The 16874-nt window shown below is 65.6% G+C and carries 16 protein-coding genes; 13 read left to right on the plus strand and 3 right to left on the minus strand.

Annotated elements, in window-relative coordinates; genetic code table 11:
- Positions 1-171 precede the first annotated feature (171 nt).
- Positions 172-1137 (plus strand): terpene synthase family protein, encoded by a 966-nt coding sequence (locus VMT40_RS24970; protein ID WP_326361175.1) that lies wholly within the window; start codon positions 172-174, stop codon positions 1135-1137.
- Positions 1138-1188: 51 nt separating this feature from the next.
- Here VMT40_RS24970 and VMT40_RS24975 read toward each other — a convergent pair whose 3' ends face one another.
- Positions 1189-2088, minus strand: coding sequence for an oxygenase MpaB family protein (locus tag VMT40_RS24975; protein WP_326361176.1), 900 nt, complete (start codon positions 2086-2088; stop codon positions 1189-1191).
- A gap of 218 nt (positions 2089-2306) precedes the next feature.
- On the opposite strand from VMT40_RS24975, the gene VMT40_RS24980 reads away from it, so the two are divergent.
- Genes VMT40_RS24980 through VMT40_RS25035 form a run of 12 tightly spaced genes read left to right on the plus strand, consistent with a single transcriptional unit; the run spans position 2307 to position 13141 of the window.
- Complete coding sequence (locus VMT40_RS24980) at positions 2307-2531, plus strand: hypothetical protein (RefSeq protein ID WP_326361178.1); 225 nt, start codon at positions 2307-2309, stop codon at positions 2529-2531.
- Positions 2532-2720, plus strand: coding sequence for a hypothetical protein (locus VMT40_RS24985; RefSeq protein ID WP_326361179.1), 189 nt, complete (start codon positions 2532-2534; stop codon positions 2718-2720).
- Positions 2720-3583, plus strand: a complete 864-nt coding sequence (locus VMT40_RS24990; protein ID WP_326361180.1) for an MlaE family ABC transporter permease — start codon at positions 2720-2722, stop codon at positions 3581-3583. Before VMT40_RS24985 ends, VMT40_RS24990 begins: the two co-directional genes overlap by 1 nt.
- 2 nt (positions 3584-3585) lie before the next feature.
- Positions 3586-4449, plus strand: a complete 864-nt coding sequence (locus tag VMT40_RS24995) for an ABC transporter permease (protein ID WP_326361181.1) — start codon at positions 3586-3588, stop codon at positions 4447-4449.
- Between the two features lie 8 nt (positions 4450-4457).
- Positions 4458-5807 carry an MlaD family protein gene (locus VMT40_RS25000; protein WP_326361182.1) on the plus strand — a complete coding sequence of 450 codons (1350 nt, stop codon included), beginning with the start codon at positions 4458-4460 and terminating at the stop codon, positions 5805-5807.
- Complete coding sequence (locus VMT40_RS25005) at positions 5804-6826, plus strand: MlaD family protein (RefSeq protein WP_326361183.1); 1023 nt, start codon at positions 5804-5806, stop codon at positions 6824-6826. The genes VMT40_RS25000 and VMT40_RS25005 overlap by 4 nt, the downstream gene beginning before the upstream one ends.
- The gene (locus VMT40_RS25010) at positions 6823-7833 is read left to right on the plus strand and encodes an MlaD family protein (protein ID WP_326361184.1); all 1011 of its coding nucleotides are present in this window, start codon (positions 6823-6825) and stop codon (positions 7831-7833) included. The genes VMT40_RS25005 and VMT40_RS25010 overlap by 4 nt, the downstream gene beginning before the upstream one ends.
- A complete protein-coding gene (locus VMT40_RS25015) occupies positions 7833-8939 on the plus strand; it encodes an MCE family protein (RefSeq protein ID WP_326361186.1) in 1107 nt (368 codons plus the stop codon). Before VMT40_RS25010 ends, VMT40_RS25015 begins: the two co-directional genes overlap by 1 nt.
- 29 nt (positions 8940-8968) lie before the next feature.
- Positions 8969-10084 (plus strand): MCE family protein, encoded by a 1116-nt coding sequence (locus VMT40_RS25020; protein ID WP_326361187.1) that lies wholly within the window; start codon positions 8969-8971, stop codon positions 10082-10084.
- The gene (locus VMT40_RS25025) at positions 10081-11256 is read left to right on the plus strand and encodes an MlaD family protein (protein WP_326361188.1); all 1176 of its coding nucleotides are present in this window, start codon (positions 10081-10083) and stop codon (positions 11254-11256) included. The genes VMT40_RS25020 and VMT40_RS25025 overlap by 4 nt, the downstream gene beginning before the upstream one ends.
- Positions 11257-11264: 8 nt before the next feature.
- Positions 11265-11918 carry a hypothetical protein gene (locus VMT40_RS25030; protein ID WP_326361190.1) on the plus strand — a complete coding sequence of 218 codons (654 nt, stop codon included), beginning with the start codon at positions 11265-11267 and terminating at the stop codon, positions 11916-11918.
- Entirely contained in the window at positions 11915-13141 is a 1227-nt protein-coding gene (locus VMT40_RS25035) for a TetR/AcrR family transcriptional regulator (protein ID WP_326361192.1), read from the plus strand. Before VMT40_RS25030 ends, VMT40_RS25035 begins: the two co-directional genes overlap by 4 nt.
- A 251-nt stretch (positions 13142-13392) precedes the next feature.
- On the opposite strand, the gene VMT40_RS25040 is transcribed toward VMT40_RS25035, so the two are convergent.
- Positions 13393-15501, minus strand: coding sequence for an amylo-alpha-1,6-glucosidase (locus tag VMT40_RS25040; protein WP_326361194.1), 2109 nt, complete (start codon positions 15499-15501; stop codon positions 13393-13395).
- Entirely contained in the window at positions 15498-16784 is a 1287-nt protein-coding gene (locus tag VMT40_RS25045) for a glycosyltransferase family 4 protein (protein WP_326361195.1), read from the minus strand. The genes VMT40_RS25040 and VMT40_RS25045 overlap by 4 nt, the downstream gene beginning before the upstream one ends.
- Positions 16785-16874 lie beyond the last annotated feature (90 nt).

Below are 16874 nucleotides of genomic sequence, written 5' to 3' on the forward strand. Positions count from 1 at the left end.
GATTGCAGCCCTGCAGATCTTGCGAATCCACCGATATTCGCCCGAAATGTCGGTTATGCTGGCGACGGAGGGATCCCGCCTCCGGCCGAGTGAACCCGAGTGTGTCCTATGAACGAACACGAATTGCGGCACCTGGAGATCCCACTTCCGTTCCCGCCGCAAAAACATTCCATGAGCGATCGAGCACAGGAAAGAGTTCAGATCTGGGCGATGCGTTTCGGATTACTGGCCGACGAGGACGCGGCACGGCGATTCGATTCGCTCGGATACGCTCGCTTCTCCGCCTATTGGTGCCCCACCGCGTCTTTCGCCGACATGCTGCTCGTCGCCGAATGGATCACCGTATTCTTCATCTTCGACGATCTGCAAAATCTGGCCATCACCACCGGCCGCCTCGACGATTACGACCGACTGCGCCACGCGGCACTGCGGGTGGTGCACGAGCGCGGGGTGACCGGTCCGGTACCACCCGTCATCGCAGCTCTGTCCAATCTGTGCACCCGAACCTTCCCGCGCAATTCCGAAGTGTGGCAACGCAGATTCGCCTTGAACCTGGAATTGTGGCTCATCGGACATGCCCGGGAGAACGCCTTCCGGCAAGCGCTCCGGTCCCCCAGTCCGGAGGAATACCCGCGGCTGCGTCGCGACGCGTGCACGGTATTGCCGACGGTCGATCTGGCCGAAATCATCGAGCACACCGAACTTCCCGACGCCCTCTATTACGGGCCCGCCTATCAGGAGATCATCGCCACCACCGCCGATATTATGTGCTGGACCAACGACTTACACTCGTTGGCCATCGAAACCGACGCCGAGGACACCATCAATATGGTGACCACACTGCGCGATCATCGCGGTATGGATCTGCCTCGATCCGTCGTGGAAATCCGGCGTCTCATCGATACCCGGGTGACCGATTGCCAGCGCGCCGCGCAATCCATTACCGCCGAAATGGATGCCCTGCGCCTGCCCCCGAGAATTCGCAACGGAGTCCGTCGCTGCATTCGCGATTGCCAATCCGCGATGGCCGGAATGGAACTCTGGGACCGCACCGACACCGTCCGCTTCACCCCGAACGACGAGCTGCGCGAACCCCGGACCATCGACTACGGCAACGGATTTCTCGATCGTGTCTGAGACCAGCGCGGCCCGATCCGCGGATTCGCGGAAGGTGTAGCCGACCCGTCGTCAGATCAGGGCTCTGTGACGCTTCAGACGACGCCGGACGTTCGCCATCATCGAGCGGGTGCCCGCGGTGCGCAGGAACCTGGGGATGAAGCGATTGACGAAGCCTACGAACAGAAAGAGGTGTTCGAAGCGGCGCTGGTCGGCCGCGGTCCAGGTCAGGCCCATCTGGTCGCGGAAGTAGGGCGGCAGGTAGCCGACGGTGAGGAAGCGCAGCAGTCCGCCGAAGAGGACCCGCAGGTACCAGTGGATCATGCGCAGGTGCAGCAGGTCGTCGATGAAGGCGCGGATCTTCTCGTCCACGGCGATCTGCTCGCAGGCCACGACCCAGTATTCGTCGAATTCGGCCCGGGTCTTGGGCCACATCTCCTCGGTGACCTGCAGGGTGGTGCCCAGCGGCGCGGCGGTCGCGTAGAACGCCTCGGCCTGTTCGGGACTCATCCTGCCGTTGAGCAGCTGGTAGGAGTCCTCGAAACCGATGTAGAGGCAGGCCGCGACCCACAGCTGCAGGTTGCGGTCGAAGGCGTTGTACTTCACCGGGGCACCGGGTTCGGACTTCACCTGTCGGTGCGCCACATTCACCGCCTCCCGGAACGCGACCTTCTCCTCGGGCGTACCGAGAATCGCCACCGCGAGGTAGGAAGCCGTGGTGCGCAACCGCTTCCACGGATGCACCATGAGCGCGCCCGACTCGACCTTGCTGTCGGCGACACCGTGCCCGACGCCGGGCCGCGCCATCTGCATGGCCACATTCGCCGCGGCCCCGGAGAACTGCCAGAAGTCCAGCGCGTCCTCGAGTTTCGGCGGCCGCTTACTGTCGGGCCGGTGCACGCCGGGGATGTGGATGCGAGTCTGTTCGAGGGTGAGGGACGCGCCGGACGGCTGCGCTGCCGCGATTGTCATGGGTACCACTCCCGGGCCGATCTGACGATGAACAGATAGTAACTTAGCGCCGTTCCACGGCGGCAGATACTTGCAGTCATCAGCGATTCTGCACCACAGAGCTGCGCAAAGAAAGATCTCCCAAATCACTACCTACTCGAAGAATGCTGAGTAACATACTGCGCTGCGGCGGCTCGTGCACAGGGGCACGGGCAGGGACCGGAAGGACGCGCGGCGGCATGCTCAGACGCTTGGATCGCATACTCAGCTACGAGATGAAGGTGTCGGAATTTCTCGGCACGCTCATCATTCTCGGCATCCCCTACGGGCTGGTCGGGGTGGTGTGGACGCTCACGCACACCTCGCATCTGAAGCAGATGCACGGCCTCGATGTGATCATCTCGTTCCTGGGATCCATCGTGTGCTGGCCGGTGCTCACCTTCTCGAACGTGTGCATGACCTAGATGATGGCCCTGGTCTGGCTCATCGACATCCTGGTGATCGGGATCAAGATTCTCGGTGGGCGTATGAAAGTCAATCCCGTTCTGCGCGTGGGGCTCTGGGTTGCCGTGCTGTGCACGGTGGCGGCGGGGATCGCGGTGGTCGGGTTCGGCCTGGTGCTGTTGCAGAGCTACCTCGAGGGCACGGCCTGATGACGACACTCGAAAAGCACTCGGCCCCCGCCGAACCGACCGAGCTCGAACGCATCGCCAGCAGCGTTCGCGGACTTTGGCAGCGGCATCCGCAACGGTCGCTGGAAACCCTTGGGCGACAGGTCGATCTGGGCCGAGACGCGCTGCGGCAACTGGTCGTTTCGATCCTGCGACGCCGCTTCCCGTACCGGGAGTTCATCAAACAGTGCGCCTTCATGACGAGCGTATCGGCCGCGCCGACCGTGCTGGTGGCCATACCGATCGCCGTCGTGGTGTCGATCCAGGTGGGCGCGCTGGTCAATCAGGTCGGCGCGACCACGTTCATCGGCGCGGTCGCCGGGTTGGGCATCATCCGCCAGGGCGCGCCGCTGGTGACCTCGCTCATGATCGCGGGCGCGGTCGGGTCGGCCATTACCGCCGATCTCGGCTCCCGGACCATTCGGGAGGAGATCGACGCCATGATGGTCATGGGCGTGGATCCGGTACGCCGACTGGTCGCGCCCCGGCTCGCGGCGGCTGTGCTGGTGAGCATGCTGCTGTGCGGATTCATCGTCTTCGTCGGCTTCGCGACGGCCTACATGTTCAATGTCTATGCCCAGCAGGGGACGCCGGGTTCGTTCATCGGGTCGTTCGCGTCCTTCGCGGTGGCCAATGATCTGGTGATCGCGGTGCTCAAGGCCGCCATCTTCGGGCTGCTGACCGCGGTCATCGCCTGCGATATCGGCCTGCACGCGCACGGCGGGCCGGGCGGGGTGGCCAATGCGGTGAACTCGGCGGTGGTGAGTTCGGCGCTCATGCTCTTCGCCACCAATATCGTGCTCACCCAGCTCTACAACACGCTGCTGCCGACGAAGGTGGTGTGAGGATGAGCAGTAGCTACACTCCCCCGGCGCTCAAACCCGTGCGGATGGCCGCGAATGTGGTGTCGATTCCGGTCGAGGCCAATCAGCGCCTCGGGCATCAGGTCATCACGTTCTTCCAAGTGCTCATCGCGATTCCGTTCGTGCTGAAGCACTATCGACAGGAAGTGCTGCGGCTGACCGCCGATGTCGGCTGGGGCAATGGCTCACTCGTGGTGGGCGGCGGCACCATCGGCGTGGTCGTGGCGCTGTGCGGGTTCGGCGGGATCACCGTGGGCATGGAGTCGTTCACGGCGCTGAACCTGCTCACCATGTCGCCGCTGACCGGTGCCATTTCCGGCTTCGCCACCACGCGCGAGCTCGCGCCCATCATCGCCACCCTGGCCTTCGCCATTCAGGCCGGGTGCCGGTTCACCGCGCAACTGGGTTCCATGCGCATCTCCGAGGAGATCGACGCGCTGGAATCCCTTGCCATTCGGCCACTTCCGTATCTGATCGGCACCCGCATGATCGCGGCCACGCTGACCATCATTCCGCTCTACAGCGTGGGATTGGCGACGGCGTATCTGGCCACCAAGCTGTCGGTGCTGTTCCTGGGCGGGACCACCGCGGGCACCTACGACCACTACTTCTTCCAGTTCCTGCTGGGCCCGGACGTGTTCTGGTCGCTGCTCAAGGTCGTCCTCTTCGTCATGATCTCGACATTCATCCAGTGCTACTACGGCTACGTCGCCACCGGCGGGCCCGAAGGCGTCGGGGTGGCGGCCGGGCGGGCCATCAAGATGGTCATTGTCGTCATGGTCTTCGTCAATCTGTTTCTGACCCTTGCGATCTGGGGCATCGACCCCGGCTTCCGCATTTCGGGATAGGTGTTTCGATGATTCTCGATCCCAGCGGACGGGGCCCGACGGCCCGGCAGCTCACGCTGGCCGGACTCGCCCTGATCGCCACGGTGGCGCTGCTGCTGTATCTGCTGGCGCTGCGCTACAACGGCCGCTTCGAGGAGAAGGTGCCGGTTGTCGCGGAGCTCACCAGCACCGGCGACGGGCTGCCCGCGCACGCGGACGTGAAGTTCCGCGGCATGGTCGTGGGCCGCGTCGAGGATGTGACGGTGGTGGCCAAAGGAGAGCGACAGCGGGCCGCGCTCGCCCTGAAACCCCAAGTGGCGGGCACGATTCCGGCGACGGTCGCCGCACGGGTGATTCCGAACAACATCTTCGGGGTCACGGCGATCGAACTGGTGGACACCAGGCCGACCCGGGACACATTGCGGGCGGGTGCGACCATTCCCGAGGACACCAGTTCGGCGACGGTGCAGCTGCAGACGACGCTCAATGTGCTGCGCACCGTGCTCAACACCATACAGCCGGAGAAGTTGGGGCGGGTGCTGTCGACCTTGTCGGCGGCACTGGATCCGGGCTCGCGGGTGCCGGGGTCGACGGTGGAGCGGCTCGATCACTGGATCACCGAGGTGCGGAGCATCGACGGCATCGGGGATCTGCTGGGCAACCTCGGACGCGCGGCCTCCGCACTGAGTACGTCGGCCCCGGATCTGGTTGGCACACTGACGAAGTCGGTGACCACCGCGCGGACGTTGACCGAACAGCGGGCCGCCCTGATGGATCTGCTGATCAGCGGCGGCACGGCCGTCGACACGGTGAACGGCCTCTTCGCCCGCAATCCCGATTCCGGCAAATTCCTGGTCTCGGGCCTGAACCAGCTCTTCGGCAGCCTGGCCCAGGACCCGCAGGCCATCCCCTACGCCATCGCCAATCTCAATACGGCGCTGCAGCGGTTGCAGACCACGTTCACCTACGGACCCAAGAAGCAAATGGTGTGGAAGATGGATGTCTCCTTCACCCCGTTCCAGCAGTACACCGCCAAGGACTGCCCGCACTACGGAGATCTGGCCGGACCGCGCTGCGGCGGCGGGACAGTGCCGGAAGCCGCTCCGGCACAGGAGTTTCCGCAGCAATTGACGCCACAGCGTCTCGATGCGGCAGGACCGGCTCCGACCATTCCCGGGATTCCGGCCCTACCCGCGATTCCCGGGCTCACCGCGCCCGCGGCGGCTCCCGCCGCCGAAGTGGAAGGTGGCGGACTGCGCGGTGTCGACGCCATCGCGGCACTGGTCGGGCGTACGCCGACGGCCGCCGAGATCCTGCTGCTCACCCCGGTGTTGGCCGGTGGCTCCCTGGTCCCCGCCGAGGCCGGGGGTGCCGCGTGAAGTCGGGGAAAGCCTTGGCGGGCTTCAGTCTTTTCGCCGTGGTGGCGATCGTGTTGACCTACACGATCTGGTCCACACTCCAGCGGGCGGTGCCCGGTGGGACACACAGCTATTCGGCGGTGTTCTCCGATGTGCTCGGGCTGCGGGTCGGGGATGACATTCGGATGGCCGGGGTGCGGGTCGGGCGGGTGGACAAGATCTCGTTCGGTGACGAGTACCGGGCGCGGGTGGACTTCCGGATCCAGGACGATCAGCATCCGACCACGACGACCAAGGCGCTGGTGCGGTACCAGAACCTCATCGGACAGCGGTATATCGCGCTCATGCCCGGTAAGGACGCCGGGCAGCCGCTCGCGGCCGGGGATCAGATTCCGCTCGAGCGGACCGAACCGTCGTTCGACGTGTCCTCGCTGCTGTCGGGCTTCGAACCATTGTTCAGTGTGCTGCAACCGGATCAGGTGAACTCCCTGTCGGAGACGCTGATTCAGGCCCTGCAGGGCAATGGCGTGTCGCTCAGCGCGCTGGTGACCCAGACCGCGCAGCTGGCCGGGACCTTCGGGCAGCGGGACGAGATTCTCGGGCAGGTGGTGAGCAATCTCAGCGGCGTCATCTCGGGGCTGGCCCATCGCAGCAATGAGTTGGAGACACTGATCACGCAGGCCCGGGCGCTCACCGAGGCGCTGTACACCCAGGGCTCGACCTTGAAGTCCTCGGTGGAACGGGTTGCGACGGCGACGGATTCGCTGGTGAACATTATCGCCGCGGTCAAGCCCGGTGCCGCCCGCGCGCAGACCGATGCCTCCGCCGGTGTCGCGCTGCTCCTGCTCAATGGCGCGTCGCTGGACAAGGCCGCCGTCGAGCTGCCCGACGTGCTCAATGGCGTCGCGCGGTTCAGCGGCTATGGCGCGTACGGCAATGCCTACCTGTGCAGCCTCGACGTCTCGCTGTGGGGCGTGCTGCTTCCGCCGGGTCTGTTCAATCAGATTGGCGGCCAATCTCATTCGGAGGTGTGCCGATGAAGCGGCTGCGCTGGCCCGGATTCCTCGCCAACCGGTACCTGCGGCTCGGGCTGTTCGCCGCCGGGTTCGTGGTGCTGCTGCTGGTCGGATCGACCGTGCTGAAGCAGGCGCAGGTGGGCGACAAGACGATTCACGCCGAGTTCGCCCAGGCGGCCGGGCTGCGGCCGGGTGCGACCGTGGATGTGTCGGGCATCGAGGTCGGGCAGGTGAGCGCGGTCAAGCTGGACAACGGCAAGGTGCTCGTGGACATGCGAGTGCATCGGGATGTCAAGCTCGGTGATGACGCGCGGGCGGCCATCAAGATGTCGACCATTCTGGGTCGGCTGCACGTCGATCTCACGCCGGGGCGCGGTAGATCGCTGGCCGGGGATCGGATCAAGCTCGATCACACCGAGGTGCCCTACAACCTGGGCAAGGTCATTCAGGATCCGCAGTACAAGAACTCCTTCGAGCGCATCGAGAAGCTGGATCCGCAGAAGCTGCGGCAGGCCCTGGATCTGGTCGATCAGCAGATGGGCACCTCGCCCGAGCTGACCGTGCAGGCCCTCGACAGCGTGGGTGCGCTGGCCAAGGTGATCAATGATCGCCGCGACGAGGTGGACACGCTGTTGAAGAGCATGGACACCGTCTCGCAGCTGGCCTCGGATAATCAGAACAGTGTGCTGCTGTTGTTGACTCGCGGTGAGGCCATCGGCAATGCGGTGCAGCAGCGGCAGACGCTGTTGAAGCAGCTCCTCGACAATGTGGCCGCCCTGTCGAGCCTGCTGCAGCAGATGGGCCTGGAGAACAACAACCAGCTCGGGCCGCTCATCACCGATCTGAACACCATGTCCGAGGGGCTGGAGAAGAACAAGGGCAATCTCGACCGGCTGTATCAGATCATGCCGGTGACCTTGCGGCAGTTCAACAATGTGCTCGGCGACGGGCCGTACGGAAATGTGTACGCGCCGTGGCTGTTTCCGGACAACTGGCTGTGTTTCGCGCAGGCCGTGCGGGGGTGCAGGTGATGACATTTCGCAGACTGTGCAAGTTCGCCGCACTGTGCGGCGCGTTGCTGCTCACCTCGGCGTGCGCGCTGCTACCTGACTCGCTCACCTCGCTACCGAGGGAATACCTGGGGGCGCGGATGAAGGTGACCGCGGATTTCGAGAATGTCGCGGGGCTGTATGCAGGCAATGACGTTGCGGTGCTGGGTGTTCCGATCGGAACGGTCGAAACCGTCACCCCCAAGGGCAGTTACGTGCAGGTCACCATGTCGCTGGACAAGAGTGTGAAGATTCCGGCCGATGCCATTGCGGCGCTGGTGAATCCACAGTTGATCACGAATCGTCACGTGGAGTTGGCTCCGGCCTATGCGGGTGATGGTCCGACGCTGGCCGACGGGGCCTATATTCCGTTGCAGCGCACCAGGGTTCCCGTCGAGCTGGATCGCATTCTGGCCACCTTCTCCCAGTTGGGCGATGCGCTCAAGGGCGACAATCAGAGCGGACCCATGGCCAGCCGCGTGCTGTTCCCGCTGCTCAACGGCAATGGCGACAAGCTGCGCGAGACACTCGACGCGCTGTCCTCCGCTTTCGAGGTGACCTTCGCCAACAAGGATCAGATCTCCAACACCATTATCAAACTCAATGACATCACCCAGGTCATCGCCTCGAACGATCAGACCGTGCGCGACTTCAGCGGGCGGCTCACCGAGCTGGTGAACCTCATGGGTCAGCAGGCCCCGGGCATCGAGGCCGTCCTGCAACAGCTCGACGACTTCGTCACCAATACCGCGACACTGGTCGGACAGAACCGGGATCAGCTCGCCGGGGCGCTCACCCGCTTCGTCGGGATCACCGATCAGATGCGCGCCAATGCCCGCGGCCTCACCGAGATCGTGGACGTCGGGCCGCTCATGTTCCAGAACCTGGCCAATGCCACCAGCACGGAACGCCAAACCCTGCGCCTGCACGGGCTGCTGGACAAGTCACTGCTCGACGGCGAGATCCTGTCGACCTTCTGCGAACGCATTCAGATGCGTCTGGACGGCTGCCGCACCGGCAAGGTGCAGGACTTCGGGCCCGATTTCGGCATCACCGCCGCACTCCTGGGGATCGCGAACCTGAAATGAGACTACGCACAACGGCTTCGGTCGGAATCATGACCGCCACCGCCCTGCTCGCCGCCACCTCGTGCGCGGTCACCGTGGACACCCTGCCCATGCCCAAACCCGGGCTGGGCGCGCAGGGGTACACCGTGCACGCGGCGTTCGCGGACGCGTTGAATCTGCCCGACCACGCCCACGTCAAGATCGGCGGAACCGATATCGGGGTCGTCACCAGGATCAAGACGACGAATTTTCTCGCCGATGTGCAGATGCTGATCCGTCAGGACATTCGGCTGCCCAAAGGCACGACCGTGGAACTGCGGCAGGCCACTCCGCTGGGCGACATGTTCGTGGCCATGACCCTGCCCTCGGCGCAAGAGGCCGGGGAGCCGCTGCGGGACGGGGACACCATCGGGGTCGATCACACCGCGGCGGGGGCGTCGGTGGAGCAGCTCATGATGTCGATCTCGTTGCTGCTCAACGGGGGTGGGATCAATCAAGCCGCGAAGATCACCGGGCAGTTGGACTCCATGTTCGCCGGACGCGCGCCCGAGCTGTCGCATCTGATCACGGAGATGACCGCGGCCATTGCCGCGCTCAACGCCCGCACCGGCGATATCGATCAGGTGCTCGGCGGGATGAACTCGCTCTCGGGCGAATTGGCGCGACGCAAGGCACAGCTCGGGCAGGCGGCCGACACGTTTCCCGCGCTCATCGCGCTGCTGACCGAGAACAATCAGCAGATCGTGGATCTGCTCGCCAAGGTGGCGACGACCACCGACGCGCTCGGCGACTTCGCCACGACCACCGGTGACGATTTCGTGGGGTTGTTCAACAGCATTCAGGCGCTCATGTCCGGATTCGCCCAGAGTGATCAGCTGACACCCGCGTTGGACGGGCTGCATCAGATTTACCCCTCGCTCATGGCCAGCCTGCGCGGTCCGGCGCTGGCCGTGGCGGCGACGGTGTCCTATCTGGATATCGGCGCGCTCACCGATCCCAGCGGTAGTCGCTGGCCGGAGGTCGGGGATGTCGGGCAGTTCATCGGCAGTCTGGCGCAGGTGCTGGCGAAGGTGTTCGGGCGGGTCACCAGTCCGCCTCGGCAGCCGGACGCGCAGCCCGAACTGCCGCAGAGCCAGCCCGAGCCACCGCAGGGAGGGGATCGATGAATCCGCCGCTGTGGCAGTGGGTGGTGCGGCATCGCATCGCCATCGCCAATTTCGGGTTGATCGCCGTGCTGGTGCTCGGGTCGGGGTATATCGGCGGGTATGTGTTGCGGTTCAATCCGATTCCGCACACGTATTCGGTGACGGTCGAATTGGCGTCCTCGGCCGGGCTGTCGCCGGGCAATGACGTCACCTTCCGGGGTAGCCGGGTCGGGAAGGTCACCGATGTGCACGTCGCCGGGGACGGTGTCGCCGCCGTCGCCCAGATCGAGGACAGCGCACGGATTCCGATCGGTGGGACCGTGGCGGTGGGGCGGCTCTCGGCGGCCGGGGAGCAGTACCTCGACTTTCGGCCCGACTCCGACACCGGGCCGTATCTGCGCGACGGCGCGGTGGTGGAGCGGGCGCGCACCAGCACTCCGGTGCAGATCCAGGCGGTGTTCACCAATCTCAGCGATCTCATCGGCGGCATGAATCCCGAGCGGATCGATGTCATCGTCGACGAGCTCGACAAGGCGCTGGCCGGTGGGCCGGATCGGCTGCGCAATATGGTGTCCGGGATCAGCCGCGCCATGTCCGGGCTCGACGGTCTGCTGCCGCAGACCCGACAGTTGATCGAGAACCTCGAGGTCATCGCCGATACCACGCAACACGCCCAACCCGATCTGGGGACGCTGACCAGGGCGGGCAGCGTGCTGTTCGACCAATTCGCCGCCGCCGATCAGGAATTGCGCAAACTGCTGCAACAGGGGCCGGGTCAGTTGGCGACGCTCAACGGCTTCATCTCCGAAACCCAGGACCCGGTCACCAATCTGGTGACGAATTTCGTAGCGGTCACCAAGGCCGCCAAGCTCCGCGCTCCCGCCATTGCCGCGCTGTTCCCCGCCCTACGCGCGGGCTCCGAGGCGCTCGGCGTCCCCGCCCACGACGGTGCCTACAACACCCTCGTCGACCCTTGGCCCCGCCCCAGCTGCGACTACGAGACGATCCCGGTCGTCCCCACCGACATCCAAGCCGATACCCGAGTCCGGCTCTACAACTACTGCGTCACCTCGAATCCGGCCCTGCAGATCCGCGGCTCCGCCAACGCTCCGCGGCCTGCCGTCCCCGACAACGGCGCGACCGCACCGCCCGGTGTCGGCGGCAACGAGCTCTCTCAGCCCATCCCCCGATAGGAAACCTCATGAGCGACACCACAATCGACCCGGCTTCGACCGAAGCACTCGAAGCCACTTCCGAGACCACGGCCGAATCATCGGCCGATACCGAGTCGAACTCTATTGAGCGCCCGCGGAAGTCGCTGTCCGCTCGCTTGCGGCCGCTTCGGCTGGGTAAGCGCGGTCGGATCATAGGGGGCGCGGCGGTTGTGGTGGTGTTGGCCGCATCGATCGGCTCGAGCATTGTTCTCTACCGCCACAATGCACACAGCGACGATCTGTTGGCGGCCCAATCGGAGGCTCAGGCCGCGGCGTGCAAGTACGCGCCGGTGCTCGCCACCTATGACGCCAAGAATCTCGACCCGTATTTCACCGCGGTCCTCGATGGCGCGACCGGCGACTGGCGCAAGCAATTCGATTCGACCAGCAAGGATTTGCGAGATGTGCTGACCCAGGGACAGGTGGTGTCGAAGGCCACGGATGTGCAGTGCGCGGTGCGGAACGTGGACCGTGACTCCGCCGAGGCCATTGTGGTGATCGGGCAAACGATCACCAGCCTCGGCACCCAGGGCAAGCCCGCGCCGGGTCAGCTGTCCATGGTCATGCGCCTGGAACGGTCCGGCGACCGCTGGTTGGTGAACAAGGTGAATTCTCCACTGGCACAACAGCCTCAGCAGTGAGCCACCTCGGCACGCCCGACGCCGATCCGGGTGCGCGGGCCGTGCGTCGACGCCCGAAGAACCGGCGGACACAGATCGCCGCCGTGTCGGCGGCCGAATTCGCGGCACTGGGCTATCACCGAGTGAGTATGGAGGACATTGCGACTCGCCTCGGCATCACCTCGACCGCGCTGTACCGGCATTTCCCCAGCAAGTACGCGCTGTTCGCCGGTGAACTGCTGCGGCTCGGTGAGGTGACGGTCGCGGCGGTCGGTCTGCCCGAGGTGGCCGCGGGCTGGCCCGCACGCCGTCGGCTCGGATACGCCATCGACCGGATCATCGCCCAGACCATCGCCAATCGCGCCACCGTCGGCCTGGCCCGCTGGGAGCACCGCTACCTCGAGGAACCCGACAAGCGCACGGTGGACCAGCATTTCGCCACCGCCCTCACCGAGCTGAGCGCCCTGATCGGCGCGGTCCGGCCGTCGCTCTCGGCGCACCAGCGCCGGATACTCGCCGTCGGCATCTTCAGCACGGCCAGCTCCCTCGGCGACCACCGCATCACCCTCGCCACGAAACCTCTTTCCGCCCTACTGAATTCAGCCTGCTGGTCCCTCATCGAAACCGATCTCCCCACACCGACAGAACCGCCGCCCGGCCCCCGCGCGATCGAGATCCCACCTACCCTCAAACACGAACTCCTCCTGCACGAGGCGATCCGCCTCTTCCACGAGCACGGCTACCCGAACGTCACCGTCGAAGACATCGCCGCCGCCGCGAACCTCCCCTCGCCCTCCGCCGTCTACCGCTACTACCGCGGCAAGGCGGACCTCCTCACCACCGCCTTCCGCCGCACCGCCAATCACATGTCCGCCGTCATAGCCCCCACCCTCGCCGAATCCCCCACCCCCACAGCGGCACTCACCAAACTGATCGACATGTACGTGGCAGGTGCCCACGAAGACCGCGCCCTGATCCACGTCTATTTCGCCGAATTCGCTCGCCTCCCCGACAGCGCCCGCACCCCGCTCCGCCTGATCCAGCGCCAAATAGTCACCGAATGGTCCACCCTCCTCGCCGCCATCCGCCCCACCCTCACCCCCGCCGAATCCCAGATCCTCATCCACGCGGCCCTGACCCTCCCGGTCGACTACGACCGAGCCCTCACCCCCACCACCCCTTTCCCCCGCCAGCACCTAACCCACCTGATGAAATCCCTCCTCATGATCCCCACCCACCCCTGACGACCGATGCTTCGATCATGGTTGGTGGGTGGGGCGGGTGGGCCGCCCCGGCACCGGCGGGGTTAGTGCTCGCCGTCGCACCACTGGTCGGTGGGGACGATGGCCTTGACTTCGGCGATGTGTTCGCCGCAACCGGCCCAGGTCGTCTTGCCGCAGGTCTCACAGGGGACGGGCTGACACATGGGGGTTCCTCTCTCGTCGGGTTCGATGCTTCGTCACTATGCTGCCCGAACCGTTCGAGCGCCCTTTCATCAGGTCTGACGCAGCTCCCAGTCGGGCGGGAGGCCCTCCACTTTCACCGTGGTGGTTCTGGCCTCGATCGTCACGGTCGCGTCGCCGAGTTTCAGGTCGGCAAGACGGACCTGACCGATGCGTTCGGGGAGGCGTGGGGAGACCGTGAGGGTGCGGTGGGGGACGTCGGGTTCCAGGCCGAGGAAGGCGCGCAGGAGGAGCAGGGGCGCGGCGCTTGCCCAGGCTTGGGGGGAGCAGGAGGTCGGGTACGGCACCGGGGTGGGGAGGGCGGCGCGCGAGAAGCCGCAGAACAGTTCGGGTGGGCGGCCGCCGAAGGCGATGATCGCCTCCAGCAGGCCGCCCGCGAGACGTTCGGCGAGTTCGATGGCACCCGAAATGTGTTGGTAGCGCATCAATCCGGCGACCGCGAGGGCGGTGTCGTGCGGCCAGATCGAGCCGTCGTGATAGCTCATCGGGTTGTAGCGGCCCATGGTGGAGGCCAGCGTGCGCAGCCCGAAACCGCTGTCCATGCAGGCGTCGCCGAGGTTCTCGATGAGGGTGCGGGCGTGGTCGTCGTCGACGATGCCGGTCCACAGGCACTGTGCGGCATTGCTCGACAGGGCGTCGATCTGCTGCTTGTTCGCATCCAGACCGATGGCGTACCAACCCATTTCGGGGATCCAGAAGGCCTGCTCGAACTTCCGACGCAACTGCTCCGCCTCCCCGCGCAGCCGCCGCGCGGTGGCGGTGTCACCGAAGGCTTCGGCTATGTCCGCGCGCCCGAGCTTGGCCGCGTACACATAGCCCTGGACCTCGCACAGGGCAATCGGCGGGTCCGCCAGGCGCCCGTCGGCGAAGTTGATCGCATCCCAGCTGTCCTTCCATCCCTGATTCGCCAGGCCACGGTCGGTTTTACGGCGATATTCGACGAATCCGTCGCCGTCCGCGTCCCCGTACTCGTCGATCCACGCCAGGGCCGCGTCGGCGGCAGGCAGCAGATCCTGGATTTCTCGTTCATCGGCTCCCCACCTCCAGCATTCGGCCAACAGCATGACGAAAAGCGGTGTGGCGTCGACGGTTCCGTAATACACGGACCCGCCGAGCACCTGCTCACCCCCGGGACCGTGCCGCATCTCGTGCATGATGCGACCCGGCTCCTCCTCGGTAACCGGCTCCGACACGGTGCCCTGCAGCTTCGCGAGCTGATGCAGGGTGCCCAGCGCCAGTGCCGAATCCAAGGGCAACGCCATCCACGAGGTGAGCAGGCTGTCGCGCCCGAACAACGCCATGAACCACGGCGCGCCCGCGGCCACATAGGCCGGACCGCCATTGGGTGAATCGTCGATTCGCAGTGCGCCCAAATCACTTTCGGTGCGCTGCAGGATCGCGGTCAGGCTCCGGTCACCGGTGGTGAGGGAGGTGGCGCTGGCCCGCCACTGCTTGAGCCGCGCCAGCGGACTGTCCTGCTCGTCGTCGCCGAAGCTCATCTCGACGGCCCGATGCGCGATGACCGGGCGGCAGTACACGGTGGTCTGCCAGTGCGCCCGCCCGGGCACCACGATCCGCCAGCTGAGCGTGCCGGGCAGGGCGAGCGGATGGCCGTCGGCGCTGATGATCAGCCCGCGTCCGCCGCCCGAGCGGTCGGTCAGGTGCAGTTGGCCGTCGTCGGCGCGGACCTCGCCGGTGCCGGTCGCGGCCGTGCCGGACTTCACCGCGAACAGATCGGCGAAGTCCGACTCGGCGTGCAAGGTCACCGTCATGGCGGTGTCCTCGTCACCCAGATTGTCGATCAGGATGACCTCGCGCATGCCGTCGCCGATCATGCGCCGCCGCACCACCAGCACCGTGGAGTCGGCCACGCCCGGACGCGGTGGCTTGCGCAGAATGAAGCGGGCGCGAAACGCCTCGGGCGTGGTGACCGAAAGCGGTTCGGGCGCATGGTCGTCCAGCCGTAGCTCCCAGCGCGACAACACGCGCGCGTCGCGATAGAACAAGCCCTGCGAGGTGCCGTCGTGAATGTCGCCGAGGTGGTCGGACAGGCAGAACGTGCTCGATTCGACGAGGGTCACCACGCCCCCGCTCGCGTCGACCGGCACCGGCGGACCGGCGTTGAACACCGCGCCGGTCATGACCGCACACTCACGGCGTCCTCGGTGTCGGTGGCGGTGAGAGTCTCGGTAGCGGTGAGGGTCTCGGCGGAGGGCAGAACCTCCGCGGCGGTGAGACTCTCTGTGACGGTGAGACTTTCGGGGGCGGTGAGCGGATCCGGCGTGGATACCGGCATCGGCAGCCCGCGCCAACCCTGAATGCGGGCCCGCGCCTCGGCCACCATGATGGCGTGCCGGTAGACGTCGACATAGCCCGTCCCCAGCCGATCCAGCGAAAACCGTTGCACCACACGCTCACGACAGGCGAATGGATCGAGTTCACCCACGCGAGCGATGGCGTCGGGCAGCTCGGCCGGATCATCGCAGATCCACCCGGTGACGCCGTGCTCGACCACCTCCTCGACCGCGCCGCCGCGCAGGGCGACGACCGGGGTGCCGCACACCATGGCCTCGATCATGACGATGCCGAACGGCTCCTCCCACGAGATCGGGAACAGCAGACAACGCGCCGAGGCCAGGAGTTCGCGTTTGGCAATCGCGTCCGCCTCACCGAAAACGCAGTCGTTCGCGGTCAGGCGCGGCCGGATGTGCTCGTCGAAATACGCGTGTTCGGCTGGCTCATTGCATTTTCCGGCCAGAATCAGGCGAATGCCCGCCGCGTGCGCGGCATCGAGCGCACGGTCGGGGCCCTTGTAATCGGCGTAGCGGCCCAGGAACAGCGCGTAATCCTTCTTCTCCTCGTGGAACGGCCAGTCCTCCGGATCGATCGCATTGTGTACGCGTCCGATCCACGGCAATTCCGGCGCGAGCGCGCGTTGCCGGTCGCTGATCGCGACCAGCCCGACGCCGTCGTCGAAGGAATGGTAGTAATCCCGCATGTCGTCCTCGACCGGGCCGTGCACGGTCACGACCGTGGGGATGCCGAGCAATCGGTAGAACGGCGCGTTCGACGGACCCGCGAAGGTGTGATCGTGCACGATATCGATGTGGTCGGTGGCGGCCAGCTCCTCGATGACGGCGCGAACCTTCATGGCGTGCACCACTTCCGGGTAGATCTCGCCCAGCCGCTCGGTCAGCAGGTCGTCCCAGATCCGAATGAAATTCGCCGCCGTGCCATCGCGTCCGGCACCCAACAGGGTGACTCGATGACCTTGGGCGACCAGTTCGTCGCACAGACTCGCCACAATGGCCTCTACGCCGCCATATCCGCGGGGTGGAATATCGAAATACGGTGGGGCAACCATCACAATGTGCAAAGGTCGGTCCGATTCGGCCAGACGGTCGCGGTACAGATCGAAACTCATCGCAAACTCCTTCTCGTCATCGAGAGGCGAAAACTCGAGTATCTCTGTGTACAGCCGATACCCACCCTGCCAAGACCCCAAACGAGCGGC

Origin of the sequence: Nocardia sp. CDC160, assembly GCF_035818795.1 — a bacterium.
GTDB lineage: Bacteria > Actinomycetota > Actinomycetes > Mycobacteriales > Mycobacteriaceae > Nocardia.